The sequence below is a fragment of the Mycolicibacterium chlorophenolicum genome (assembly GCF_001044235.1).
Lineage (GTDB): Bacteria > Actinomycetota > Actinomycetes > Mycobacteriales > Mycobacteriaceae > Mycobacterium > Mycobacterium chlorophenolicum.
Window position 1 is genome coordinate 55629 of the sequence record NZ_JYNL01000004.1, and the last position, 24408, is coordinate 80036.

Genomic DNA, 24408 nt, shown 5'->3' on the forward strand with positions numbered 1-24408 from the left:
CCAAATGAAGCTATAGTCTTCATATGGCTCGAGTGAAGCCTGCGGCTTCAACATTGTGTGCGACGGTCATCGGTGACGTCGTGGGTTCCCGCACGTTCGCCGACCGGCGCGGGCTGCACCGCCGGCTGACCGCGGCGCTGGCGGCCGTCGCCGACAGCGCGGTCGATCCGCCCGCCATCACGGTCGGCGACGAATTCCAGGGCGCCTATTCCACGGTCGGGCACGCGATCGACGCGGCCCTGACGCTACGGCTGACTCTGGCGCCCGACGTCGACGTCCGGTTCGGCATCGGCTGGGGTGCGGTCACCGCACTCGACGAGACGGGCGTGCAGGACGGGCCGGGATGGTGGGCGGCCCGCGAGGCCATCGAGTGGACAGCAGCCGCCCAGCGGCAGCCCGGACTGGCGCACGTCCGCACCGCGTTCCGCAACGGCACCGGCGAGGGAGCCGACCCGCACGCCGTCAACGCCGCCCTGTTGTGTCGGGACCATCTGCTTGGATCGCTGGACGAGCGGGCCCTGCGGATTCTGGCCGGGATGCGGGCGGGACGCTCCAAGAAGGAGGTGGCGATGGCGGAGGGCATCAGCGCCTCGGCGGTGTCCCAGCGCGCCGGACGGGCCGGGCTGGACCTGCTCCTCGTCGCCGCCGAGGAACTCCGGGAGATCCGATGAGCGCCCTGGCCGTGTTCCTGATCGCCGTCGGCGTCGCCGACATCTGCCGCAAACTCAGCACGCGTCAGTGGCTCGCCCTCGTCACGGGTCCGTTGACCGTCGTCGTGTGCGCGGCGTCGGCCGGGCTCTGGCACCGCGGGGACATCGCGCTACTCGTCGTCGCCGCCGCGGTGTCGGTCACGTGGGTGGTCCTGGGCGGTGCGGCCGAGCGCACGGGCACCCGGCACGGCCGGGCTCTGACCGTGTTCGGCGTGGGCGCGGCACTGATGGTCGCGTTCGGAGGCTGGTCGTCGGAGGTGGCCGGGCCGCTGGGCCGGTGGTTGCCATGGGTCGGGCTCGACGAGGTGGAGCCGGACCGGGCGCTGATGATCCTCGGGATCGTCCTGCTGCAACTGGTCACCGCAAATCAGTTGGTGCGCTTGATCCTCGGCGCGGTCGGAGCGGTCCGCCCCGCCGGTGTGCCGCAACCCTCGGACCGCCTCAAGGGCGGCCGGCTGCTGGGACCGATGGAGCGGCTGCTGATCGTCGGGCTCGGCCTGGGCGGTCAGTTCGGCGCGGCCTCGGCGGTGATCGCGGCCAAGGGCATCATCCGTTTCCCCGAGCTCAACGCCGCACGCAGGGAGTCGGCGGACAGCGGCGACTCCGCCGGCTCCGGCATCGATGAAGTCACCGAGTACTTCTTGGTCGGCAGCTTCGCGAGCTGGCTGATCGCGCTGGCCGGCCTCGCCCTCACCGCGGCCTGACCGAATCCGCCGCGGGGGCCGAGCCGCCTTCCTAGACTCGGCCCGATGAAGACCAACGCGGCCATCCTCTGGGAGTACGGGTCCGACTGGACCGTCGAAGAGATCGATCTCGATCCGCCGGGCGACGGCGAGGTGCTGGTGTCGTGGGAGGCCACCGGGCTCTGCCACTCCGACGAGCACATCCGCACCGGCGACCTGCCGGTGCCGCTGCCGATGATCGGCGGTCACGAAGGCGCCGGGATCGTACGCGAAGTCGGCGCCGGCGTCACCGGTCTGGCACCGGGCGACCACGTCGTCGCCTCGTTCCTGCCCGCCTGCGGCCGATGCCGGTGGTGCTCGACCGGTCACCAGAACCTGTGCGACCTGGGCGCGATCATCATGGCCGGCACCCAGTTGGACGGCACCTACCGGCGTCACGCCCGCGGGCAGGACATCGGCGTGATGGCGCTCGTCGGCACGTTCTCCCAGTACGGCACTGTGCCGGAGGCATCGATCGTCAAGATCGACGACGACCTTCCGCTGTCCCGGGCATGCCTGCTCGGCTGCGGCGTCACCACCGGGTGGGGGTCGGCGGTCAACACCGCCGACGTGCAACCGGGCGACACCGTGGTGGTGATCGGGTTCGGCGGGATCGGCAGCGGCGCGGTTCAGGGCGCGCGGATCGCCGGCGCGGAGAAGATCGTGGTCGTCGAGCCCGTCGAGGACAAGCGGGCCAAGGCGATGCAGCTGGGCGCAACACATTTCGTCACGTCCCTGCCCGAGGCGACAGCGCTGGTCGCGGAGCTGACCCGCGGGGTGATGGCCGACTCGGCGATCCTGACCGTCGGGCTGCTGGAAGGGTCGATGCTCGACGACGCGGTCAACATCATCCGCAAGGGCGGCGCCGTGGTGATGACGGCCCTGTCCTCGATGACCGACAACCAGGCGACGCTGGGCATGATGATGTTCACGCTGTTCCAGAAGCGGCTATTGGGAAGCCTTTACGGCGAGGCCAACCCGCGCGCGGACATCCCGCGGCTGCTGTCGCTGTACCGCGAGGGCAAGCTGCTGCTCGACGAGACCGTCACCCACGAGTACAAGCTGGCCGAGGTCAACGAGGGCTACGAGGACATGCGCGCGGGCCGCAACATCCGCGGCGTCATCCTGCACGACCACTGAGCGCGCAGACGCCTACAGCCGCTCGATGATCGTGACGTTGGCCGTGCCGCCGCCTTCGCACATCGTCTGCAGGCCGTAGCGCCCGCCGGTGCGCTCCAGTGTGTTCAGCATGGTCGCGAAAAGCTTTGCGCCCGTGGCACCGAGCGGGTGGCCGAGCGCGATCGCGCCGCCGCTGGGGTTGACCTTTTCGGGATCGGCCTTGGTCTCCTTGAGCCAGGCCTGCACCACCGGCGCGAACGCCTCGTTGATCTCGACGGTGTCGATGTCGTCGATCGACAGCCCGGTCTTGTCCAGCGCATAGCGGGTGGCGGGGATGGGCCCGGTGAGCATGAACACCGGGTCGGCGCCGCGGGCGCTGATGTGGTGGATGCGGGCGCGCGGCTTCAGACCGTGCTCCTTGACCGCCTGCTCGGAGGCCAGCAGCACGGCGCTCGCGCCGTCGGAGATCTGGCTGGCCATCGCCGCGGTCAGTCGGCCACCGTCGACGAGGGTCTTGAGCGTCGCCATCTTCTCCAGTGACGTGTCGCGGGGTCCCTCGTCGACGCGGAACCCGTCCACCTCGAGGATCTCGTTGTCGAAGTGGCCGGCCCGGATCGCGGCCTGCGCGCGCTGATGGCTGGTCAGCGCGTACTGCTCCATCTCCTCGCGGGAGATGCCCCACTTCTCGGCGATCAGTTCCGCACCGCGGAACTGCGAGATCTCCTGGTCGCCGTAGCGGTGCAGCCAGCTCTTGGATTCGTTGGTCGGCGAGGTGAATCCGAACTGCTCGCCGACGATCATCGCCGAACTGATCGGGATCTGGCTCATGTTCTGCATGCCGCCGGCGACGATGAGGTCGGCGGTGCCCGACATGATCGCCTGCGCGCCGAACGACACCGCCTGCTGGCTCGACCCGCACTGCCGGTCGACGGTCACGCCCGGCACTTCTTCGGGGAAGCCGGCGGCCAGCCACGACAGCCGCGCGATGTTGCCGGCCTGCGGGCCGATCGCGTCGACGCATCCGGCGATCACGTCGTCGACGGCTCCCGGGTCGACGTCGTTGCGGTCGAACAGGCCGCGCCATGCGGCGGCCCCGAGGTCGACCGGGTGCACACCGGCCAGCGATCCGTTGCGCTTGCCGATGGCGGTGCGGACGGCGTCGATGACGTATGCCTCACTCATGAGGAGCTCCTTTTCGTGGTGGTGATGCCGCCGAGGACGATCGAAAGATACTGCCGACCAACCTCTTCGGCGGTGAGCGGCCCGCCCGGTTGGAACCAGCGAACCGACACCCAGGTGGTGTCGCGGATGAACCGGTAGACGAGATCGACGTCGACGTCCGGGCGGAAGTAGCCCTCCTCGATGCCCTGGGTGAGGACGTCGACCCACATCTTGCGCTGCTCTTTGTTGCGCTCCTCGACGTAGGAGAACCGCTCCTGCGCCGACAACCGCTTGGCCTCGTCCTGGTAGATCACGACCTCGGCGTGCCGGGTGGCGATCGCCTCGAAGGACGCCATGAACAGTCCTTTGAGGCGCTCCAACGGGTTCGGCTCGGTCTCCACGATCTGGCGGTACCGCTCGAAGAGCCAGTCGAGGAACCCGCGCAGCACCTCGTCGACCATCTCCTCCTTCGACGAGAAGTGGTGGTACAGACTGCCCGAGAGGATTCCGGCGGAGTCGGCGATGTCGCGGACCGTGGTGGCCCGCAGCCCGCGCTCGGCGAACATCGTCGCGGCGAGCGAGAGGAGCTCGTCACGACGGGTGTTGGCGGGTCCGGCGCTCATGGGTGCTGACTCGACACCGAGATCACCTCGCCGGTCAGGTAACTGGAGTAGTCGCTGGCCAGGAACGCGATGGTGGCCGCAACCTCCCACGGTTCGGCGGCGCGGCCGAACGCCTCGCCCTGGGACAGCCGGTCGAGCAGCTCACTGCTCGAGGTCTTCTCCAGGAACTTGTGCCGCGCGATGCTGGGTGACACCGCGTTGATCCGCACGCCGAACTCGACGGCCTCGATCGCGCTGCATCGCGTCAGCGCCATCACACCGGCTTTGGCTGCGGCGTAATGGGATTGGGAGTGCTGCGCGCGCCAGCCGAGGACGCTGGCGTTGTTGACGATCACGCCGCCGTGGCCGGCGTCGCGGAAGTACCGCAGCGCGGCGCGCGTCGCCCGCATCACCGAGGTCAGCGTCACGTTGAGCACCCGGTCCCACTCGTCGTCGGTCATGTCGACCACCGGGGTCTGGCCGCCGAGCCCGGCGTTGTTCACCAGGACGTCGAGCCGGCCGGCCTGTTCCACGGCCGCGGTGATCAGCGCGTCGACGGCCGCGGTGGAGGTGACGTCGCACACCACGGCGTGCACGGTGCCCAGACCGAGGGCGGCGAGTTCGTCGCGCGTCTCCCCCAACCGGCGTTCGTGGTAGTCGGAGACGACGACGTCGGCGCCTTCGGCCAGGGCACGCCGTGCCGTGGTCGACCCGATGCCGGTTCCCGCGGCCGCGGTGACGAGGACGACCTTGCCGGCCAGCAGGTTGTGGCCCTCGATCTCGGCGGGGGCGACGGACAGATCGGTCACGCTCGAGCCTCTCTGGGCAGGCCGAGCACCCGCTCGGCGATGATGTTGCGCTGCACCTCGTTCGAGCCGCCGTAGATGGTGTCGGCGCGGGAGAACAGGTAGAGGCGCTGCCACTCACCGAACTCACCGTCCGGCAGCGTCAGCCCCGACATCCCGACCACGTCCATCGCGATCTCGCCCAGCTCACGATGCCAGTTGGCCCACAGCAGCTTCGACACGCAGTCGGCACCCGGGCGGTCCTCGTCCATCGTGGCCAGCGCATAGGACCGCATCGCCTTGAGGCCGGCCCAGGACCGGACCAGCCGTTCCCGGATCAACGGGTCGTCGGCGGCGCCGGTGCGCTTGGCCACCTCCACGAGGTTGGAATGCTCGCGCGCGTAACGGATCTGCTGGCCGAGCGTGGACACCCCGCGTTCGAACGTCAGCGTCCCCATCGCCACGCGCCACCCGTCGCCGGGCTCGCCGACCACCAGGTCGGCATCGGTGCGGGCGTCGTCGAAGAACACCTCGTTGAACTCGGAGTCGCCGGTCAGCTGGATGATCGGGCGGATCTCGACACCGGGCTGGTCGAGAGGCACCAGCAGATAGGACAGGCCGGCGTGGCGCTTGGAGCCCTTCTCGGTGCGGGCCACCACGAAGCACCACTGCGCCCAGTGCGCCAGCGACGTCCACACCTTCTGGCCGTTGATCACCCACTGGTCACCGTCGAGCACGGCGGTGGTCGCGACGTTGGCCAGATCGCTGCCGGCCCCCGGTTCGGAGTAGCCCTGCGACCACAGCTCGGTGACGTCGAGGATCTTCGGCAGGAAGCGTTTCTGCTGTTCGGGGGTGCCGTAGGCGATCAGCGTCGGGCCGAGCAGCTCCTCACCCAGGTGATTGACCTTGTCGGGGGCGTCGGCTTTCGCGTACTCCTCGTAGAACGCGACGCGGTGCGCCACCGAGAGCCCGCGGCCGCCGTGTTCGGTCGGCCAGCCCAGACAGGTGAGGCCGGCCGCCGCCAGGTGGCGGTTCCACTCCAGCCTCTCTTTGAAGGCTTCGTGCTCGCGGCCGGGGCCGCCGAGACCCTTGAGCGCGGCGAACTCGCCGACGAGGTTCTCGGCGAGCCAGTCGCGCACCTGCGCCCTGAACTCCTGGACCTCTATCATCCCTGTAGGCTAACCTACCAAGCACTTGCTTTGTTAGAGGGACAGAGGACGACCCGGGAATGTCACCACAGCGGACCACTCCCGCGGTTCTGGACCGGATCGCGCGCGAGCTCCCCGACCACCCCGCGGTGGTCACGCCCACCAGGACACTTTCGTTCGCCGGGCTGCGCACCGAGGTTCGCCAGGCCGCCGCGGCGATCATCGAGGCCGGCGTCGAACCCGGCGACCGCGTGGCTATCTGGTCGCCGAACACCTGGCACTGGGTGGTGGCCTGCCTGGCCATTCACCACGCCGGCGGGGTGCTCGTCCCGCTCAACACCCGCTACACCGCCAGTGAGGCCACCGACATCCTGGCCCGCACCGCGGCGCCACTGCTGTTCGCCTCGGGCGAGTTCCTCGGCGCCGACAAGGCAGCGAGCGTCGAACGGTCGTCGCTGCCCGCACTCCGTCACGTCGTGCGCATCCCGGTCGAACAGGCCGACGGGACGTGGGACGAGTTCGTGGCGACGGGCACGGACCTCGCCGCGGTGGACGCGCGCGCCGCGGCCGTGGGCTCCGACGACGTCTCCGACATCCTGTTCACCTCCGGCACCACCGGTCGCAGCAAGGGGGTGCGCTGCGCGCAGCGGCAGTCCCTCGACGCGTCGGCGGCGTGGGCGGCGTGCGGGCAGGTCACCAGCGCCGACCGTTATCTGTGCATCAACCCGTTCTTCCACAACTTCGGCTACAAGGCCGGCATCCTGGCCTGCCTGCAGACCGGCGCGACGCTGTTTCCTGAGCTGACGTTCGACCCGGAGAAGACGATGCGGGCCGTGCAGGAGCACCGCATCACGGCGCTGCCCGGACCGCCGACGATCTACCAGACCCTGCTCGACCACCCGAAGCGCACCGAATTCGATCTCAGCTCACTGCGATTCGCGGTCACTGGGGCCGCCACGATTCCGGTGGTGCTGATCGAACGGATGCAGAACGAGCTCGAAATCGACATCGTGCTGACCGCCTACGGTCTGACCGAGGCCGCCGGGTTCGGCACGATGTGCCGGGCCGACGACGACGCAGTGACCGTCGCGACGACGTCGGGCCGCCCGATCGCGGACTTCGAGTTGCGCATCGGCGACGCCGGCGAGGTGCTGCTGCGAGGACCCAACGTGATGCTGGGCTACCTCGACGATCCGGACGCCACGGCCGCGGCGATCGACGCCGACGGCTGGCTGCACACCGGCGATGTCGGCGAGCTCGACGAAGCCGGCAATCTGAAGATCACCGACCGCCTCAAGGACATGTACATCTGCGGCGGCTTCAACGTCTACCCGGCCGAGATCGAACAGGTGCTCGCCCGGCTGCCCGGCGTCGCCGAGGCGGCCGTCATCGGGGTGCCCGACGACCGGCTCGGCGAGGTCGGCAAGGCGTTCGTCGTCGCGCTGCCCGGCGCCGATCTCGACGAGAAGACCGTCATCGAGCACGCGCGCGCCCACCTGGCCAACTTCAAGACCCCGCGCTCGGTCGAGTTCCTCGACGCGCTGCCGCGCAACCCCGGCGGCAAGGTGGTCAAACCCCAACTGCGAGGGAGACGCTGATGGACCTGACCTTCGACGAGGCCACCGAGGAGTTCCGCGCCGAGGTGCGCGAGTTCCTCGCCGCCCACACCGACGACTTCCCCACCGAGTCCTACGACACCGCAGAGGGTTTCGAACAGCACCGCCGCTGGGACAAAGTGCTCTTCGACGCCGGGCTGTCGGTGATCACGTGGCCGGAACAGTACGGCGGGCGTGACGCGTCGCTGCTGCAGTGGATCGTCTACGAGGAGGAATACTTCCGCGCCGGCGCCCCGGGCCGGGCCAGCGCCAACGGCACGTCGATGCTCGCGCCCACGCTGTTCGCCCACGGCACCGAGGAGCAACGCGACCGTGTGCTGCCGAAGATGGCCAGCGGCGAGGAGATCTGGGCCCAGGCGTGGTCGGAACCCGAATCGGGCAGCGATCTGGCGTCGCTGCGCTCGACGGCCACCAGGACCGACGGCGGCTGGCTGCTCAACGGGCAGAAGATCTGGAGCTCCCGGGCGGTGTTCGGGGAGCGCGCCTTCGGGCTGTTCCGCTCCGACCCCGAGGCGCAGCGGCACAAGGGCCTCACCTACGTGATGTTCGACCTGAAGGCCGACGGGGTGACGGTGCGGCCGATCGCGCAGCTCGGCGGCGCCACCGGATTCGGGGAGATCTTCCTCGACGACGTGTTCGTGCCAGACGAGGACGTGATCGGCGGGGTGCACGACGGGTGGCGGGCGGCGATGAGCACGTCGAGCAACGAGCGGGGCATGTCGCTGCGCAGCCCGGCCCGGTTCCTGGCACCGGCGGAACGTCTAGTCGCGCAATGGAAGAACGATCCCGACCCGGCCTTCACCGACCGCGTCGCCGACGCGTGGATCAAGGCGCAGGCCTACCGCCTGCACACGTTCGGCACCGTGACGCGGGTGAGCAACGGCGGCGAACTGGGCGCCGAATCCTCGATCACCAAGGTGTTCTGGTCCGAGCTCGACGTGGCCCTGCACCAGACCGCGCTGGATCTGCGCGGCGCCGACGGGGAATTGATGGACTCGGTCACCGAGGGCCTGCTGTTCGCGCTCGGCGGCCCGATCTATGCCGGAACCAACGAGATCCAGCGCAACATCATCGCCGAGCGGCTGCTGGGCCTGCCCCGAAAGTAGATGACGTGAACTTCGAGATCGACGACCAGCAGCGGGATTTCGCGGCGAGTATCGATGCCGCCCTGAGTGCTGCGAACCTGCCCGACGCCGTGCGGGCCTGGGCCGCAGGCGACGCCGCGCCCGGACGCAAGGCGTGGGCGCAGCTGTCCGACCTGGGCGTGACCGCCCTGATGGTGCCCGAACGTTTCGACGGTATCGACGCCCATCCCGTCGACCTGGTGGTGGCCTTGGAGCGGCTGGGCCGCTGGAATGTGCCGGGGCCCGTGACGGAATCGATCGCGGTGGCCCCGATCCTGCTGGCCGACGACGAGCGCGCGGGTGCGCTGGCGTCCGGGGACCTCGTCGCCACCGTGGCCGCCCCGCCTCTGGTCGCGCGGGCGGTCGACGCCGACACCGCCGGGCTGGTGCTGCTCGCCGCCGACGGACAGGTCAGTGACGCCGCCGCCGGCGCGCGGCAGGAATCGGTCGATCCGAGCCGGCACCTGTTCGACGTCACCGCCGCCGGAGACGGCCGGCCCGCCGATGTGGCGCGGGCGTTCGAATTCGGCGCCCTGGCCACCGCGGCACAGCTGATCGGCGCCGCACAGGCGATGCTCGACGCCTCGGTCGACTACGCCAAGCAGCGCAGCCAATTCGGCACCATCATCGGCACCTACCAGGCGATCAAGCACAAGCTCGCCGACGTGCTGATCGCGGTCGAGATGGCGCGACCGCTGGTGTACGGAGCCGCGCTGTCCCTGGCGGACGGCTCCGGCGACACCGCCCGCGACGTCAGCGCCGCCAAGGTCGCCGCAGCCGACGCCGCGCTGCTCGCGGCCCGGTCGGCACTGCAGACCCACGGTGCGATCGGCTACACCCAGGAGCACGACCTGTCGCTGCTGCTGTTGCGGGTGCAGGCGCTGCGCCCCGCCTGGGGCGACCCGACGTGGCACCGTCGACGAGTGTTGGAGGCACTGTGAGTTCGAGCGAAGAACGGGAGTTGTTGCGCGACACCGTCGCAGCGCTGGTCGACAAACACGCCTCCTCCGAGGCCGTGCGCGCGGCGGCGGCGTCGGAGCGCGGTTACGACGAGGCGCTGTGGACGATGCTCTGCGAACAGGTCGGCGCCGCCGCGCTGGTGGTGCCCGAGGAACTCGGCGGCGCGGGCGGCGAACTCGCCGACGCCGCGGTGGTGCTCGAGGAACTGGGCAAGGCGCTGGTGCCGACGCCGCTGCTCGGCACGATCCTGGCCCAGCTGGCCCTGCTGTCGCTCGACGACCCCGACACCGATCTGCTGGAGGCGCTGGCCGAGGGCAGCGCGATCGGCACCGTCGTGTTCGACCCGGGCTACGTCGTCAACGGCAACGTGGCCGACGTGGTGATCGCCGCCGACGGCGAATCACTCACGCACTGGCGCTCTTTCACCACGACCCCGGCCGTCGCGATGGACATCACCCGCCCGCTGGCCGCGCTCGAGCCCACCGACACCGCGGTACTCGGCCCGGACCCCGGGCTGGCCGACACCGCGGCGCTCCTGCTGGCGGCCGAGCAGGTCGGCGCGGCGGCACGATGCCTGGACCGCACGGTCGCCTACACCAAGGACCGCGTGCAGTTCGGCCGCCCGATCGGCAGCTTCCAGGCGCTCAAGCACCGGATGGCCGACATGCACGTGGCCGTCGAAACGGCCAGGGCCGTCGTCGACGGGGCGATCGCCGAACCCTCGGCAGCCTCCGCGGCGCTGGCCCGGCTGGCCGCCAGTGAGGCCCTGTCGCTGGTGGCCGCCGAGGCCGTGCAGCTGCACGGCGGCATCGCGATCACCTGGGAGAGCGACATCCAGCTGTACTTCAAGCGCGCGCACGGCAGCGCGCAGCTGCTCGGTCCGCCGCGCGAGCAGCTGCGCCGCCTCGAATCCGAGGTGTTCTAGCCTGGCGGGATGAGCGTCTCGCTGCGGGCCGGCATCCCCCCGTTCTATGTGATGGACGTGTGGCTGGCCGCCGCGGAGCGGGCGCGCACGCACGGCGACCTGGTCAACCTGTCCGCCGGACAGCCCAGCGCCGGTGCGCCGGCGGCGGTCCGAGAGGCTGCCGTCACCGCGCTGCAGCACGACCGGCTCGGCTACACGGTCGCCCTCGGCATCCCCGAGCTGCGCGCCGCGATCGCCGGGGCGTACCTGCACCGCCACGGACTCACCGTCGACCCCGACGACGTCGTGATCACCACGGGCTCCTCCGGGGGCTTCCTGCTGGCGTTCCTGGCCTGTTTCGACGCCGGCGACCGGGTGGCGATCGCCAGTCCCGGATATCCCTGCTACCGCAACATCCTGACGGCGCTGGGCTGCGAGGTCGTCGAATTGCCGTGCGGCCCCGACACCCGGTTCCAGCCGACGCTGGCGATGCTCACCGAACTGGACCCGCCGGTCGCCGGGGTAGTCGTCGCGAGTCCGGCCAACCCGACCGGCACCGTGATCCCGCCAGACGAGCTCGCCGCGATCGCCGGCTGGTGCGCGTCGTCGGGGGTGCGGCTGATCAGCGACGAGGTGTACCACGGGCTGGTGTATCCCGGAGCCCCGGCGACCAGCTGCGCGTGGGAGACCTCCCGGGAATCCGTTGTGATGAACAGTTTCTCGAAGTACTTCGCGATGACGGGCTGGCGGCTGGGATGGATGCTGGTACCCCGGGAGCTCAGGCGCGCCGTCGATCGCCTGACGGGCAACTTCACCATCTGTCCGCCGGTGCTGCCGCAGCTGGCCGCCGTCGCTGCGTTCACGCCGGAGTCGATCGCCGAGGCGGAGTCCCTGCTCGACGGGTACGCGGCGAACCGCACGCTGCTGCTCGACGACCTGCGCGCGATCGGGGTCGATCGGCTCGCGCCCACCGACGGGGCGTTCTACGTCTACGCCGACGTGTCGCGGTGGACCACCGACTCGCTGAGCTTCTGTTCGAAGCTGTTGGGAGACACCGGGGTTGCCATCGCTCCGGGCGTCGACTTCGACACCGTGCGGGGCGGCGCGTACGTCCGGCTGTCCTTCGCCGGACCCACCGCCGACATCGAGGAGGCGCTGCGCCGCATCGGCGGCTGGCTGAGCTGAGCGCTCACCCCAGCCCGGTCGACGAACGACGGCGCCGCGAGATCGCGTCCACGCTCGCGGCAAGCAGCAGCACGCCTCCGGTCACCAGGAAGTTGATGTACGACGACTGGTTGAGCAGCCCGAGCCCGTTGGCGATCGTCGCCACGACGACGCCGCCGATCACCGCGTCGACCGCGCGTCCGCGGCCACCGAACAGGCTGGTGCCGCCGATCACCGCCGCACCGACCGCGTACAGCAGCGTGTTGCCCGCCCCCGACGACGCGGACACCTTCCCGGCGTAGGACGCGGCGATGATCCCGCTCAGCGCGGCCAGCGACGAGCAGGCGATGAACACCGACACCCGGATCCGGTTGACCGAGATGCCGGCCCGCCGGGCGGCTTCGGCGTTACCGCCGACGGCGTAGATGTGCCGACCGTACGCGGTCCGCTTGAGCAGCAGGGTCATCGCGATCAGCAGCACCAGGATCAGGGGCAGCACATAGGGCACCCCGCGGATCTGCACGTTCGGGTTGACGCTGCGATTCACGCTCATCACGAACGTGACACCGAGAACCACGACGGCGACGGCGACCACGCGCGCGACGACCACGCCGAGCGGGGCGTGCGCCAACTGCAGGGACCGCTTGCGCTGGTACTGCCAGACCTCGAGCGCGCCGAACCCGACGACCACCGCGAACGCGATCGCCCAGCCGACCGTCACCGGCAGGTTGCTCACCGTCAGACCGCGGATCACCGGGTTGTCCACCCGTACCGAGCCGCCCTCCCCGATGAGCTTGAGGGTGACGCCCTGCAACCCGAGGAAGAACGCCAACGTCACGACGAACGACGGGATTCCGAGCTTTGCGCGCAGCACACCGATGGCCAGACCGATCGCCGCGCCGCACGCGATGCCGGCCAGCACCGCCGCCCACCACGGCCACCGTGCCTCGACGATGGTCAGTGCCATCACGCACGCCGACACCCCGCCCGCCACACCGGCGGACAGGTCGATGTCGCCGAGCAGCAGCACGAACACCAGGCCCATCGCCAGTACACAGATCGAGCCGGCCTGCGTGATCAGGTTGGCCAGATTGAGCGCCGACATGAAGCGGTCGTTGGCCAGACCGAACACCACGAACAGCACGATGAGGCCGAGCACCGCGGGCAGCGATCCCATGTCGCCGCCGCGGACGCGGCGGACGTACGCCCGCACCGCGTCGCCGAATCCGGCATCCGAGTGCGTGTCCGCCGCGAAATCGGACGCGGCCACCGCGCCCCCGGCGGGCGAACCGACTGTGGTCATTGCGTGTCCTTCACTACATCGACTCCGCGGCTTCGGCCGGCGCCAGCCCGAGGCTGCCGGAGCGACCCGCGGTGATCAGTTCGACGACCTGGCTGTGGGTCACGTCGGCGGTCTTGACGTCGGCCGCCACCCGGCCCAGATACAGCGCGCAGATCCGGTCGGCCACCTCGAAGACGTCGCCCAGGTTGTGCGAGATCAGCACGACGCCCACCCCCTGGTCGGCCAGCCGGCGCACCAGATCGATGACCTGTTGGGTCTGCGCGACGCCGAGTGCGGCCGTGGGCTCGTCCAGCAGGACCACTTTCGAGTTCCACAGCACCGACTTCGCGATCGCCACGGTCTGACGCTGCCCGCCCGACAGGCTCGACACCGTCTGGCGCACCGAGGTGACGGTGCGCACCGACAGCGACTTCAGCGCGTCGCGCGCCATCGTCTCCATGCGGGCTTCGTCGAGCACGCCGCGGTGGGTGAGTTCCCTTCCGAGGAACATGTTCTCGACGATGTCCAGGTTGTCGCACAGCGCCAGGTCCTGATAGACGACCTCGACACCGAGCGCCGCCACGTCGTTGGGACCGTGCACGGTGACCGGCTGCCCCTCGAAGAGGTAGGTGCCGGTGTCGATGGGATGGATCCCCGCGATCGCCTTGACCAGAGTGGACTTTCCCGCGCCGTTGTCACCGACCAGCGCGGTGACCTGCCCGGGATAGACGCGGAAATCGATGTCGTGCAGCACGTGCACGACGCCGAAACTCTTGTTGACAGAGCGGAGTTCGAGAATGGGCTCGGTCGAGACCGGGTCGACCATGTCGGCTCTACAATCCCGCCGCCGAGCACATCGCCGCGAACTGACCGGCGCACACCTCGTCCTTGGACTGGCCGCCGTCGGTGAAGACGACATCGACGTTGTCCTTGGTGATCGACTTCGGCGTCAGCAGCACCGACGGCACGTCGCGGTTGCCCTGATCGTCGCGGGACGTGCTGTTGGTCTCCGGTGTCTGGCCGTTGGCCAACGCGATCGCGGCCTTCGCCAGTGCGCCCGCCTCCTCGGTGGCGGACTTGTACACGGTCATGCACTGGGTGCCGGCGAGGATGTTCTGCAGGCCTTCCACGGTGGCGTCCTGTCCAGTGACCGGCACCTGACCGGCGCGCTTGTTCTTGTCCAGGATCGAGATCACCGAGCCCGCCAACCCGTCGTTGGCGGCGTAGACGCCGTCGACCTTCCCGCCGGCCGCGGTGTAGAGCTGCTCGAAAATGGTGACCGCCTTGTCGTTGTCCCAGTCCGGCACGGCCTGCTCCCCCACGTTCTTGATGCTCGGCGTCGCGTCGATCACCGAGTGCGCGCCGGTGGAGAACAGGGTGGCGTTGTTGTCGGTGGGCGAGCCGTTGAGGAACACCACATTGGCGGGCTTACCGCCGAGGCAGTCCACCAGGCCCTGGCCCTGCAGCTCGCCGACTTTGGTGTTGTCGAACGAGACGTAGGCATCGGCCGAACCGCCGAGCGTGAGCCGGTCGTAGTCGATGGTCTTCACCCCTTGCGAGGCGGCCTTCTGCTGGATGGAGGCGCCGCTGTCGGAGTCCAGGTTGACGATCGCCAGCACCGTCACGCCGTCGGCGATCATGCCGTCGGCGATGGTCGCCATCTGGTCGGCCGAGCCCTCGGCGTTCTGGATGTTGTACTCCACCCCCGCCTCTTTGAAGGCGGCCTCGAGCGCGGGACGGTCCTTGGTCTCCCACCGCACCGAGGATTTCGTGTCGGGCAGGATGACGCCGATCTTGCCTTTACCGCTCTGGCTGCTTCCGCCGCCGGAATCGGAACTGCTGCAGCCGCTGAGGCTGACCGCGACGACGGTGGTCGTGAGCAGGGCGGTGAGCAGGGTGCGCGTACGTGTCACGGGACTGGCCTCCGAACGAGTTTTGTTATCTGGGGCAACTTATAACGTGATGCACGTCACGTCCAGCGGCTCACCGCGCACCCATCAGGTGCTCGAGAGCCAGTTGGTTGAGTGCGACGAAGCCGAATCCCTTTGCGCCGAAGTAGGAATCGGTGTCGAAATCCTCGTAGGCGGACCGGTCGGCGAGCAGGTCGGCATAGGTTTCGCCAGGGTCGAGCGTCGGCGTCCGTAGCTCGGCGACCTTAGCCTGGGCCATCGCCTCGAGCACGGCGGGATCGGCGCGGAACGCGGCGGCGCGTTCCCGCAGAAGCAGATACATCCTCATGTTCGCCGCGGCCGACGCCCACACCCCCGCCATGTCTTCGGTGCGGCTGGGCTTGTAGTCGAAGTGGCGAGGTCCGGCGTAGGCGGGGCCGCCCTCCGGACCACCGTGTTCGAGCAGATCGACCAGTGCGAACGCGTTGGCCAGGTCGCCGTGGCCGAACACGAGGTCCTGGTCGAACTTGATGCCGCGCTGACCGTTGAGGTCGATGTGGAAGAGCTTGCCGCTGTAGAGCGCCTGACTGATGCCGTGCATGAAATTCAGGCCGGCCATCTGCTCGTGGCCCGTCTCGGGATTGACGCCGACCATCTCGGGGTGGGCCAGGGTGTCGATGAACGCCAGCGCGTGCCCGACGGTCGGCAGCAGGATGTCGCCACGGGGTTCGTTGGGCTTGGGCTCGATGGCGAACCGCAGTCCGCTGCCCTGGTCGATCACATACTGGCACAACAGATCCAGCGCCTCGCGGTAGCGTTCGAAGGCGGCCTGCACGTCCTTGGCCGAATCGTATTCACTGCCCTCACGCCCGCCCCACAGCACGAACGTCTCGGCACCGAGTTCCATGGCGAGGTCGAGGTTGCGCAGGACCTTGCGCAACGCGAAACGACGCACCCCGCGGTCGTTGCTGGTGAACCCGCCGTCTTTGAACACCGGCTGGGTGAACAGATTGGTGGTCACCATCGGCACCACCACGCCGGTGGCCGACAGCGCGGCACTCAGCCGGTCGATCATCCGCCGCCGCTCGGCCTCGGAGCTGCCGAACGGGAAGAGGTCGTCGTCATGGAAGGTGAGCCCGTAGGCCCCCAGTTCGGCGAGCCGCTCGACGGCCTCCACCACGTCGAGCGCGGGCCGGGTGGCGACGCCGAACGGGTCGTTCGCCGGCCAGCCGATGGTCCACAGACCGAAGGAGAACTTGTCGGACGGGGTCGGCGACAGCGCATCCGAGGCGGCGGTGCCGGATTCCAGAACGGTCATGAGAAAGCTCCAGGGTGTGTATTTTGTTCTCTGCGCGAACATAAGATGTGGCCTGCACCACTGTCAAGGCCGAAGGCGAGGGCATCCATGGAACCGAGCGAGGGTCGCCGGGCCGCCCGCATGGGCACCAGCACCGATGACGTCAGGCGACGCAACCTGTCCAGCGTCCTGACCCTCGTCCACCGCAACCGCGCCCTCAGCCGCGCCGACCTGACCCGTCGCACCGGGTTGTCCCGCTCCACCACAAAGGATCTCGTCGAGGAGTTGACGGCGCGGGGTCTGGTCGAGGAATCGCCTGCCCCGTCGGTCTCGCAGGTCGGCCGGCCGAGTCCCATCGTGCGTCCCGGCCGTCGCGTGCTGGCCGCCACCGTCACCCCGGAGGTCGACGCTGTCAGTGTCGGAGTGGTCGCGATGGGCGGGGCGGTGCTCGAGATCGTCCGCCGCCCCACCGACCGCGTGCCGACGCCGGCGGACACCGTGACGGTGGCGACGGACGTGATCGACCGCATCCGTCGCGATCTGCCCGACGGGGCAGCGCTGACGGCCGTCGGTGTCGCCGTGCCCGGGCTGGTACACGGCCCCGAGTCGGTGGTCCAGCTGGCGCCCAATCTCGACTGGCACGATGTCGCCATCGGCGAGCTGCTCTGTGCAGGAACGGGATTACCGGTCTATGCCGCCAACGACGCCAACGTCGGAGCCACCGCAGAGCATCTGTTCGGCGACCATCACGACGCCGGTCACCTGATCTACGTCAACGGCGGACCGAGCGGCATCGGGGCGGGTTTCGTCGTCGCCGGCGGACTGCTCGAGGGGGTCGCCGGTTATGCGGGCGAGTTGGGGCACACCTATGTGGGCGGGAGCGAACCGTGCCACTGCGGCAGCGTCGGCTGCCTGGAGACCGAGGTGACCCAGGCACCTCTGGCGCGGCTGATCGCCGAACTGGACCGCGCCGATCCGTCGGCGCCACCGCCCTGCCCCACCGACGCCGAGCGCGACGTCCTCAACCGGCAGGCCCGCGCCCTGGCCGTCGCACTGGGTAACGCGATCAACATGCTCAACCCGCGCCTGATCGTTCTCGGCGGCTTCCTGCGGGCCTTCCCCGCCTACGCAGGTGGCGTGCTCCTGGAGGAACTGTCCCGCCGCAGCATGGGCGGGCCGAGGGACCTGGTCCGCGTCGTCGCCGCCACGCTCGGAGCCGAGACATTGATGATCGGCGCGGCCGAGCTCGCGTTCGCGCCGGTACTCGCCGACCCGGCGAGAGCGTGATTTGTCGGAGCGTCCCTGTAGCGTCGATGTCATGTTCGAACAGGTGTTCGATATCGATGCGACGGCCTCCGAGGCCGAGCTGCGCGACCTCGTCACCCGCTGCGAGCGGCTGAAGGCTGCGGCGGCGGCCGCGCAGGCCCGCGCGACCGCGGCGTGGGCGGCGCAGCGCCGCGCGGCCGAGGACGCCGCCGGGGTGCCCGCCCGCAAACGGGGCCGCGGGTTGGCCTCGGAGATCGCGCTGGCCCGCCTCGACGCCCCGGTGTGCGGCAACCAGCATCTGGGTTTCGCGAATGCGCTGGTGCACGAGATGCCGCACACCCTGGCCGCTCTCGAGGCGGGGGTGCTCACCGAATATCGGGCCACCCTGATCGTCAAACAGTCCGCCTGCCTCACCCTGGAAGACCGCCGGGCGCTGGATGCTGAACTGTGTGCCGATCAGCAGGCGCTGGCCGGGTTGGGCAACAAGCGCATCGAAGCCGCCGCCGCCGCGATCACCGCCCGCCTGGACGCCGCCGCCGTCGTGGAACGCAAGAACCGCGCCGCGCAGAGTGCGGGGGTGTGGACCCGCTGCGCCCCCAACGGCATGGTGTACCTGACCGCGCTGATGCCGCTCTCGCACGGCATCGGGGTCTACGCCACCCTCAAACGCGACGCCGACACCACCGCCGATGGACGCCCCCGCGGGCAGGTCATGACCGACACCCTCTACGAGCGGGTCACCGCCCGCCCCGCCGACACACCATCGCCGATCGCGCTGAATCTCGTGCTGGCCGACACCACCCTGTTCGGGGAGGACGACGCCCCCGGCTACGTGCAGGGCTACGGCCCGGTCCCGGCCGTCGTGGTGCGCGACCTCGTGTCCGACGCCGTCGCCGATGAGGCGGCGAAAGCGACGTTGCGGCGGCTGTATCGGCACCCGTCCAGTGGGCAACTCGTGGCGATGGAGAGCAAGGCGCGGCTGTTCCCGAAGGGGTTGGCCGCGTTCATCGGGCTGCGGGATCAGACCTGCCGCACCCCCTACTGCAATGCCCCGATCCGCCACCACGACCACGCCACCCCCGCCCGAGATGGCGGAAAGACCAGCGGGTGCAACGGGTTGGGCGCCTGCCAGCAGTGCAACCTGGCCAAAGAAGCCCCCGGCTGGCAGGTCGCCACCACCGACACCGACGGCCGGCACACCGCCACCTACCGAACCCCCACCGGCGCCACCTACCACTCCACCGCACCACCACTACCCGGACCCACCCGACGACACAGCGCGATCGAAGGCAGGCTCAGCATCGACATCGTCGAGCTGAAATGGACTGCCTGAGAAGTGAGCTGGGTATGGCGCGTACAGCCGAGCGTCACGCCGCGCTTTGCCGGCGACCGCTGCCGACGACGCTCATGCCGGGTAGGTCGTATCCGTCAGGGCCTGCGAACGTCGCGAGGTCAGCCGCGGCCCTCGTCCTGATGGCCGAGGTCATCTCCGCGGGCAGACTCGCCAACAGGGAGGCGAGCGGGCCGGCCAGGGACGGGACCAGGGACCACCACTGTTCGAATGACGCGACGTGCAGCGGGGTTTCGACGTCGCACACCCTAACCTCGGTGAAGTCCGCCGCCCCCAACAGGTCCTCGAGCGCGCCGGGATCGGCGAGAGAGAACGGACCCGGCATCCCCGGCGGCGGAACCGGCACCCCGAGTTCGGCGGTGACCGCGTCGAGCAGCACCCCCAGCCAGGGGTTGCGTCGGCGATCCGCCCACACGGCGAAGGCCGCCCGGCCGCCGGGTCGCAGAACGCGGTGGACCTCTCGCACCGCCGCTGTCGGGTCGGGCACGAGCATCACCCCGTCTCGGCACAGCACGACGTCGAACGATGCTGCTGGACAGTCGATCTGTTCGAGGTCCAGTACACGGGTCGTGACGTTCTCGAGGCCGCGCCGGTGTGCGCGCTCCGCGGCGATCGCCGCCATCTGCGGTTCGACGTCGGAGACGACAACCGAGCCCTCCGGCCCGACGACCTCCGCCGCGGCCACACCGACGCTGCCGGGCCCCGCAGCGAGTTCGAGAACATCGTCTCCGCGTGCGAGGTCGACGGCATCGAACATCGCGCGGGTCACCACGGCGCCCCGGGCGTCGATCGCGTCGGCGTGCTCACCCCACGCCGGCGCGACCGCCGCCCAGATCGCGTGCAACGCCGCACGCGCCGGATCGGTCATGGTGACCACCCCCGTCTGCGCTCGATACCTCGATCAGCATGCGCCGGATCAGAACGGTGTGTCGACCCCGCCGTTGGTGGTGTTGGCCTCGTCGTGATTGCTGTCGACGTAGCCCAGGCGCACCGGGGCGACCGGCTCCGTGCCGAACGGGATCAGCGGGTCGGTGCCGACGTTCTGGCCGGTCCCGACCGGATGCCCGTCGGCGAGGGCGGTGGTGTCGGCGGCAGCGGCGGGCGCGAACGCGATCACCATGCCGGTCAGTGCGGCGGTGATCGTGGCCAGTGCGGCGGTTCTGGTGGTCATGTCGTCCTCCTGTGGACGTCGGATCTGTTGACTCCTCGATCCTCACGCGCCGCCGCGCGCGCGTCGCCATGGCTGGCCGCCAATCACCAGGTAGGGCTACCTGCAAGAGCCTCAGGCTCGACGCTGCGTGACGTACCAGTCGAGCAGCGCGGGATCGTCGACGGCGCTGCGTTCGACGACCTTGGCGGCGTCGCCGCCCTGGAAGAGCTTCTTGATCGGCACCTCGAGCTTCTTGCCGGTGCGGGTGTGCGGAACGCCCGGGGCGACGATGATCTCGTCGGGCACATGCCGCGGCGAGACCTCGGTGCGGATGATGTCGTTGATCCGGTCGCGCAGGGCGTCGTCGAGCTCGACGCCGTCGCCGAGCACCACGAACAGCGGCATCCAGTAGCCTCCGTCGGGTTGCTCGGCGCCGATCACCAGCGCCTCGACGATCTCGGGCAGGCTCTCCACCGCCTGGTAGATGTCGGCACTGCCCATGCGGATGCCGTGCCGGTTGAGGGTCGAATCCGAGCGGCCGTGCACGATGACGCTGCCGTGGTCGGTGATCGTGATCCAGTCGCCGTGCCGCCACACACCGGGATAGGTCTCGAAATAGGCGTCACGATAACGACTTTGGTCGGGATCGTTCCAGAACGCGACCGGCATCGAGGGCATCGGCTTCGTGACGACGAGCTCACCGACCTCGCCGCGCACCGGGTTGCCCGACTCGTCCCACGCGTCCAGCGCCACCCCGAGGAACGGCGCCGACAACTCACCGGGCCACACCGGAACGGTGCGCACCCCGCCGATGAACGCCGAGACCACATCGGTACCCCCGCTGATCGAGGCCACCTGCACCCCGACGTTGTCCGCCAGCCACAGCGACGACGACGCCGGCAGCGACGATCCGGTGATGCCCACGCTCCGCAGCGCCGACAGATCGTGGGTGGCCGCCGGGCGCGCCTCGGCCTTCATGCAACCGAGCACATAACCGGGGCTGGTCCCCAGCACGGTCGCGCCGACCCGGGCCGCGATCGCCCACAGCGCATCGGGTTCCGGGACACTGGGGCTGCCGTCGTAGCAGACGATCGTGGCGCCGACGAGCAGCCCGGCGATCTGGAAGTTCCACATCATCCAACTCGGACTGGTGAACCAGAAGAACGTGTCGTCACGGCCCATGTCCGATTGCAGCGCAACGGCTTTGAGATGTTCGACCACGACGCCGCCGTGACCGTGCATGATGCCCTTCGGCAACCCCGTGGTGCCCGACGAGAACAGGATCCACAGCGGGTGATCGAACGGCACCGCGACGCTGTCGAGACCATGCGAGGCGACCTCGGTCAGATCGGCGAGCGAGAACGTGGTCACCAGGCTCGGCAGTCCGTCGCGCAGCGCAGCGACGTCGTCGCGTTTGTCCCGGTACTTGCCGGCGAACCGGTACCCGTCGGCGGCGACGAGCACCTTGGGCTCGAGCTGACCCAGACGGTCCAGCGCGGCCTTGGCCGAATAGTCCTGGCCGCACGCGCTCCACACCGCCCCGATGCTCGCCGTCGCGAGGAACGCGATCACCGCCTCGGCGATGTTCGGCAGGTAGCCGACCACGCGGTCGCCCGGCTCGACACCACTGGCCCGCAGCCTGTCCGCGAATGCGGCGGCGCGGCCCAGCAGTTCGCCCCAGGACATCTCGCGGTCAGGCCCGTCCTCGGTGACGGAGATGATCGCCGGGCGGTCGGTGCGCGCATTCCGGACGATCTGGTCGACGTAGTTGCACGTCGTCCCGGGAAACCAACGCGCGCCCGGCATCTCGGCGCTCTCCAGCACCGTCGACCCGCGCTCACCGAGATCGAAGTAGTCCCACAGCGTCGACCAGAAGCCCTCGATGTCGTCGACCGACCACTGCCACAGCGCCCGGTAGTCGGGATAGTCGCCACCGGTCCGCCTCTCAGCGAACCGGGCGAAGTCGGTGACGCGCGCGCCGTTGACGTCGTCCTCGGTCGGCACCCACTGCGGGGCGTCGGTGGTCGCCGTCAACGGGCGCTCCATCCACCGTCCATCGTGTACGACGCTCCGGTCACCATCCCTGCCGACGGCGTGGCCAGCCATCCCACCAACGCGCCCACCTCCTCGGGTTCCACGAGCCGCTTCACCGCACTCTCCTTGAGGAGGATGTCGGTGATCACCTGATCCTCGGCGATGTTATGCGCTCGGGCCTGATCGGCGATCTGCTTGGTCACCAACGGGGTGCGCACATAGCCGGGATTGACGCAGTTGCTCGTCACGCCGTGCGGGCCGCCCTCGAGTGCGGTCACCTTGGACAGACCCTCGAGCGCATGCTTGGCGGTCACGTAGGCGACCTTGAACGGCGAGGCCCGCAGCCCGTGAATCGACGAGATGTTGATGACGCGTCCGTAGCCCTCGCGGTACATGTGCGGCAACGCCGCCCGGATCAACAGGAACGGCGCCTCCACCATCAGCGCCAACATGGTGCGGAACTTCTCCGGCGGGAACTCGGCGATCTCGTTGATGCTCTGGATGCCGGCGTTGTTGACCAGGATGTCGACGTCGAGCTGCAGATCCTCCAGCGCGGCGACGTCGGACAGGTCGAGCGCCCATGCCGTTCCGCCGATCTCCTGGGCGAGCGCCTTGGCGCCGACGTCGTCGATGTCGGCGACGGTGACGGCCACGCCGCGCGCCGCGAGTTCCCGCGCGCAGGCGGCCCCGATGCCGCTCGCCCCGCCGGTCACCAGCGCGGTGCGGCCCGCGAGATCGCTCACAGCACGCCCGCCTTCGCGAGCTGCTCGCGATCGGCCTCATCGAGCGTCTTGAGGTCCAGGCCGTTGGTCTCCCGATTGAACAGGGCGGCGACCAGCGTGATCGCCGCGGCACCGGCGAGGTACACCGCGATCGGCACCCACGTACCGAACCTGTCGAGCAGCCATGTGGCGATGGCCGGCGCAAGCGACCCGGCGACGATCGACGTGACCTGATAGCCAAGGGACACACCGGAATACCGCATCCGGGTCGGGAACATCTCCGCCATGATCGCCGGCTGCGGCGCGTACATCAGTGCGTGGATCATCAGGCCGAGGATGACCGCGGCCATGATCAGCAGGTAGTCCCCGGTGTTCATCATCGGGAAGGCGAAGAATCCCCAGGTGGCGGCCAGGATCGCGCCGACGATGTACACCGGGCGGCGGCCGTACCGATCCGAGAGCCGCCCGACCTGCGGGATGACCAGGAAGTGCACGGCGTGTGCGGCCAGCAGCCACCACAGGATGTCGCTGGTGTCGGCGCCGACATGGGTCTTGAGGTAGACGATCGAGAACGTGACGACGAGGTAGTACATGATGTTCTCCGCGAACCGCAGCCCCATCGCCGTGAAAACTCCACGGGGATAACGCTTCAGCACCTCGAACACGCCATAGGACACCGCCTTGACGCGCTCGACCTCCTGCTGGGCCTCCACGAAGATCGGCGCGTCGGTGACCTTGGTGCGGATGTAGTACCCGATCAGCACCACCACCGCCGACAGCCAGAAGGCCACGCGCCAGCCCCACGACAGGAACGCCTCGTCGGACAGCGTGCCGGTGAGCACCAGCAGCACCACGGTGGCCAGCATGTTGCCGACCGGTACCGCGGCCTGCGGCCAGCTGGCCCAGAACGCCCGGTCCTTGTTCGGGCTGTGCTCGGCAACCAGCAGCACCGCGCCGCCCCATTCCCCACCGACGGCGAAGCCCTGGAGGAATCGCAGCAGCACGAGCAGGATCGGCGCCCACACGCCGATCTGCGCGTAGGTGGGCAGGCAGCCCATCAGGAACGTCACGACGCCGACGAGCAGGATCGCGAACTGGAGGAGCTTCTTGCGGCCGTGCTTGTCGCCGAAGTGGCCGAACACCACGCCGCCGAGCGGGCGCGCGACGAAGCCGACGGCATAGGTCAGCAGTGCCGCGATCAGCCCGGCGGCCTCGCTGGTGCCTTCCGCGAAGAACACCTTGTTGAAGACCAGAGTGGCCGCGGTGGCGTAGAGAAAGAACTCGTACCACTCGACGACGGTGCCCGCCATCGACGCGGCGACGACGCGCTTGAGACCCGTCGTCACCGACCCGGACCCGGCAGGTCCCGTGTCGTGTTGTGTGCTCATGCCACACCCCTCCT

Annotated in this window: 23 protein-coding genes; 10 read left to right on the plus strand and 13 right to left on the minus strand. The window is 69.5% G+C overall.

Annotation, left to right across the window (positions count from 1 at the left end; all coding sequences use genetic code 11):
- Nucleotides 1–23 precede the first annotated feature (23 nt).
- Genes MCHLDSM_RS01885 through MCHLDSM_RS01895 form a run of 3 tightly spaced genes read left to right on the plus strand, consistent with a single transcriptional unit; the run spans nt 24 to nt 2572 of the window.
- Complete coding sequence (locus MCHLDSM_RS01885; protein WP_048468630.1) at nt 24–671, plus strand: SatD family protein; 648 nt, start codon at nt 24–26, stop codon at nt 669–671.
- Nucleotides 668–1414 (plus strand): hypothetical protein, encoded by a 747-nt coding sequence (locus MCHLDSM_RS01890; RefSeq protein WP_048468631.1) that lies wholly within the window; start codon nt 668–670, stop codon nt 1412–1414. Before MCHLDSM_RS01885 ends, MCHLDSM_RS01890 begins: the two co-directional genes overlap by 4 nt.
- Before the next feature lie 45 nt (nt 1415–1459).
- Nucleotides 1460–2572, plus strand: a complete 1113-nt coding sequence (locus MCHLDSM_RS01895; RefSeq protein WP_048468632.1) for an NDMA-dependent alcohol dehydrogenase — start codon at nt 1460–1462, stop codon at nt 2570–2572.
- Between the two features lie 12 nt (nt 2573–2584).
- Here the strand turns inward: MCHLDSM_RS01895 and fadA6 are convergent, their stop codons facing one another.
- Genes fadA6 through ipdE1 form a run of 4 tightly spaced genes read right to left on the minus strand, consistent with a single transcriptional unit; the run spans nt 2585 to nt 6268 of the window.
- On the minus strand, nt 2585–3733 hold the full coding sequence (gene fadA6 / locus MCHLDSM_RS01900; RefSeq protein WP_048468633.1) for a steroid 3-ketoacyl-CoA thiolase FadA6: 1149 nt from the start codon (nt 3731–3733) through the stop codon (nt 2585–2587).
- Entirely contained in the window at nt 3730–4335 is a 606-nt protein-coding gene (gene kstR2 / locus MCHLDSM_RS01905; protein WP_048468634.1) for a TetR family transcriptional regulator KstR2, read from the minus strand. The genes fadA6 and kstR2 overlap by 4 nt, the downstream gene beginning before the upstream one ends.
- A complete protein-coding gene (gene ipdF / locus MCHLDSM_RS01910) occupies nt 4332–5123 on the minus strand; it encodes a (5R,7aS)-5-hydroxy-7a-methyl-1-oxo-2,3,5,6,7,7a-hexahydro-1H-indene-carboxyl-CoA reductase (protein WP_048468635.1) in 792 nt (263 codons plus the stop codon). The genes kstR2 and ipdF overlap by 4 nt, the downstream gene beginning before the upstream one ends.
- The gene (gene ipdE1 / locus MCHLDSM_RS01915; protein ID WP_048468636.1) at nt 5120–6268 is read right to left on the minus strand and encodes an acyl-CoA dehydrogenase IpdE1; all 1149 of its coding nucleotides are present in this window, start codon (nt 6266–6268) and stop codon (nt 5120–5122) included. The genes ipdF and ipdE1 overlap by 4 nt, the downstream gene beginning before the upstream one ends.
- Before the next feature lie 59 nt (nt 6269–6327).
- On the opposite strand from ipdE1, the gene fadD3 reads away from it, so the two are divergent.
- Genes fadD3 through MCHLDSM_RS01940 form a run of 5 tightly spaced genes read left to right on the plus strand, consistent with a single transcriptional unit; the run spans nt 6328 to nt 12036 of the window.
- Nucleotides 6328–7845, plus strand: coding sequence for a 3-((3aS,4S,7aS)-7a-methyl-1,5-dioxo-octahydro-1H-inden-4-yl)propanoate--CoA ligase FadD3 (gene fadD3 / locus MCHLDSM_RS01920; protein WP_048468637.1), 1518 nt, complete (start codon nt 6328–6330; stop codon nt 7843–7845).
- Nucleotides 7845–8969 (plus strand): acyl-CoA dehydrogenase family protein, encoded by a 1125-nt coding sequence (locus tag MCHLDSM_RS01925; RefSeq protein WP_048468638.1) that lies wholly within the window; start codon nt 7845–7847, stop codon nt 8967–8969. The genes fadD3 and MCHLDSM_RS01925 overlap by 1 nt, the downstream gene beginning before the upstream one ends.
- A 5-nt stretch (nt 8970–8974) precedes the next feature.
- Nucleotides 8975–9928, plus strand: a complete 954-nt coding sequence (locus MCHLDSM_RS01930) for an acyl-CoA dehydrogenase family protein (RefSeq protein ID WP_048468639.1) — start codon at nt 8975–8977, stop codon at nt 9926–9928.
- Nucleotides 9925–10872, plus strand: coding sequence for an acyl-CoA dehydrogenase IpdE2 (gene ipdE2 / locus MCHLDSM_RS01935; protein WP_048468640.1), 948 nt, complete (start codon nt 9925–9927; stop codon nt 10870–10872). Before MCHLDSM_RS01930 ends, ipdE2 begins: the two co-directional genes overlap by 4 nt.
- A 9-nt stretch (nt 10873–10881) precedes the next feature.
- A complete protein-coding gene (locus MCHLDSM_RS01940; protein ID WP_048468641.1) occupies nt 10882–12036 on the plus strand; it encodes a pyridoxal phosphate-dependent aminotransferase in 1155 nt (384 codons plus the stop codon).
- 4 nt (nt 12037–12040) lie between these two features.
- Here the strand turns inward: MCHLDSM_RS01940 and MCHLDSM_RS01945 are convergent, their stop codons facing one another.
- The 4 genes from MCHLDSM_RS01945 to xylA form a co-directional block, all read right to left on the minus strand.
- Nucleotides 12041–13318 carry a sugar ABC transporter permease gene (locus tag MCHLDSM_RS01945; protein ID WP_048468642.1) on the minus strand — a complete coding sequence of 426 codons (1278 nt, stop codon included), beginning with the start codon at nt 13316–13318 and terminating at the stop codon, nt 12041–12043.
- Between the two features lie 13 nt (nt 13319–13331).
- Nucleotides 13332–14123 carry an ATP-binding cassette domain-containing protein gene (locus MCHLDSM_RS01950; RefSeq protein ID WP_048468643.1) on the minus strand — a complete coding sequence of 264 codons (792 nt, stop codon included), beginning with the start codon at nt 14121–14123 and terminating at the stop codon, nt 13332–13334.
- 7 nt (nt 14124–14130) lie between these two features.
- Nucleotides 14131–15210 carry a sugar ABC transporter substrate-binding protein gene (locus tag MCHLDSM_RS01955; protein WP_048468644.1) on the minus strand — a complete coding sequence of 360 codons (1080 nt, stop codon included), beginning with the start codon at nt 15208–15210 and terminating at the stop codon, nt 14131–14133.
- Between the two features lie 70 nt (nt 15211–15280).
- Nucleotides 15281–16504 carry a xylose isomerase gene (gene xylA, locus MCHLDSM_RS01960; RefSeq protein WP_048468734.1) on the minus strand — a complete coding sequence of 408 codons (1224 nt, stop codon included), beginning with the start codon at nt 16502–16504 and terminating at the stop codon, nt 15281–15283.
- An 87-nt stretch (nt 16505–16591) separates the two neighbouring features.
- On the opposite strand from xylA, the gene MCHLDSM_RS01965 reads away from it, so the two are divergent.
- Nucleotides 16592–17770 (plus strand): ROK family transcriptional regulator, encoded by a 1179-nt coding sequence (locus MCHLDSM_RS01965; RefSeq protein ID WP_082168657.1) that lies wholly within the window; start codon nt 16592–16594, stop codon nt 17768–17770.
- Nucleotides 17771–17801: 31 nt separating this feature from the next.
- Nucleotides 17802–19082, plus strand: a complete 1281-nt coding sequence (locus MCHLDSM_RS01970) for a 13E12 repeat family protein (protein ID WP_048468645.1) — start codon at nt 17802–17804, stop codon at nt 19080–19082.
- 34 nt (nt 19083–19116) lie between these two features.
- On the opposite strand, the gene MCHLDSM_RS01975 is transcribed toward MCHLDSM_RS01970, so the two are convergent.
- The 5 genes from MCHLDSM_RS01975 to MCHLDSM_RS01995 all read right to left on the minus strand — a co-directional run bounded on the left by MCHLDSM_RS01975 (nt 19117) and on the right by MCHLDSM_RS01995 (nt 24394).
- The gene (locus MCHLDSM_RS01975; protein WP_048468736.1) at nt 19117–19968 is read right to left on the minus strand and encodes a class I SAM-dependent methyltransferase; all 852 of its coding nucleotides are present in this window, start codon (nt 19966–19968) and stop codon (nt 19117–19119) included.
- A 48-nt stretch (nt 19969–20016) separates the two neighbouring features.
- Nucleotides 20017–20271, minus strand: coding sequence for a hypothetical protein (locus MCHLDSM_RS01980; RefSeq protein WP_048468646.1), 255 nt, complete (start codon nt 20269–20271; stop codon nt 20017–20019).
- A 111-nt stretch (nt 20272–20382) separates the two neighbouring features.
- Nucleotides 20383–22296 (minus strand): acetoacetate--CoA ligase, encoded by a 1914-nt coding sequence (locus MCHLDSM_RS01985; protein ID WP_048468647.1) that lies wholly within the window; start codon nt 22294–22296, stop codon nt 20383–20385.
- A complete protein-coding gene (locus tag MCHLDSM_RS01990; RefSeq protein WP_048468648.1) occupies nt 22281–23027 on the minus strand; it encodes a 3-hydroxybutyrate dehydrogenase in 747 nt (248 codons plus the stop codon). The genes MCHLDSM_RS01985 and MCHLDSM_RS01990 overlap by 16 nt, the downstream gene beginning before the upstream one ends.
- A complete protein-coding gene (locus MCHLDSM_RS01995) occupies nt 23024–24394 on the minus strand; it encodes an MFS transporter (protein WP_048468649.1) in 1371 nt (456 codons plus the stop codon). Before MCHLDSM_RS01995 ends, MCHLDSM_RS01990 begins: the two co-directional genes overlap by 4 nt.
- Between the last annotated feature and the right edge of the window lie 14 nt (nt 24395–24408).

Coding starts and splice junctions, on each gene's coding strand:
- MCHLDSM_RS01885 (WP_048468630.1), top strand. CDS start 24: ATGGCTCGAGTGAAGCCTGCGGCTTCAACATTGTGTGCGACGGTCATC.
- MCHLDSM_RS01890 (WP_048468631.1), top strand. CDS start 668: ATGAGCGCCCTGGCCGTGTTCCTGATCGCCGTCGGCGTCGCCGACATC.
- MCHLDSM_RS01895 (WP_048468632.1), top strand. CDS start 1,460: ATGAAGACCAACGCGGCCATCCTCTGGGAGTACGGGTCCGACTGGACC.
- fadA6 (WP_048468633.1), bottom strand. CDS start 3,733: ATGAGTGAGGCATACGTCATCGACGCCGTCCGCACCGCCATCGGCAAG.
- kstR2 (WP_048468634.1), bottom strand. CDS start 4,335: ATGAGCGCCGGACCCGCCAACACCCGTCGTGACGAGCTCCTCTCGCTC.
- ipdE1 (WP_048468636.1), bottom strand. CDS start 6,268: ATGATAGAGGTCCAGGAGTTCAGGGCGCAGGTGCGCGACTGGCTCGCC.
- fadD3 (WP_048468637.1), top strand. CDS start 6,328: ATGTCACCACAGCGGACCACTCCCGCGGTTCTGGACCGGATCGCGCGC.
- MCHLDSM_RS01925 (WP_048468638.1), top strand. CDS start 7,845: ATGGACCTGACCTTCGACGAGGCCACCGAGGAGTTCCGCGCCGAGGTG.
- MCHLDSM_RS01940 (WP_048468641.1), top strand. CDS start 10,882: ATGAGCGTCTCGCTGCGGGCCGGCATCCCCCCGTTCTATGTGATGGAC.
- MCHLDSM_RS01945 (WP_048468642.1), bottom strand. CDS start 13,318: ATGACCACAGTCGGTTCGCCCGCCGGGGGCGCGGTGGCCGCGTCCGAT.
- MCHLDSM_RS01950 (WP_048468643.1), bottom strand. CDS start 14,123: ATGGTCGACCCGGTCTCGACCGAGCCCATTCTCGAACTCCGCTCTGTC.
- xylA (WP_048468734.1), bottom strand. CDS start 16,504: ATGACCGTTCTGGAATCCGGCACCGCCGCCTCGGATGCGCTGTCGCCG.
- MCHLDSM_RS01965 (WP_082168657.1), top strand. CDS start 16,592: ATGGAACCGAGCGAGGGTCGCCGGGCCGCCCGCATGGGCACCAGCACC.
- MCHLDSM_RS01970 (WP_048468645.1), top strand. CDS start 17,802: ATGTTCGAACAGGTGTTCGATATCGATGCGACGGCCTCCGAGGCCGAG.
- MCHLDSM_RS01975 (WP_048468736.1), bottom strand. CDS start 19,968: ATGACCGATCCGGCGCGTGCGGCGTTGCACGCGATCTGGGCGGCGGTC.
- MCHLDSM_RS01980 (WP_048468646.1), bottom strand. CDS start 20,271: ATGACCACCAGAACCGCCGCACTGGCCACGATCACCGCCGCACTGACC.
- MCHLDSM_RS01985 (WP_048468647.1), bottom strand. CDS start 22,296: ATGGAGCGCCCGTTGACGGCGACCACCGACGCCCCGCAGTGGGTGCCG.
- MCHLDSM_RS01995 (WP_048468649.1), bottom strand. CDS start 24,394: ATGAGCACACAACACGACACGGGACCTGCCGGGTCCGGGTCGGTGACG.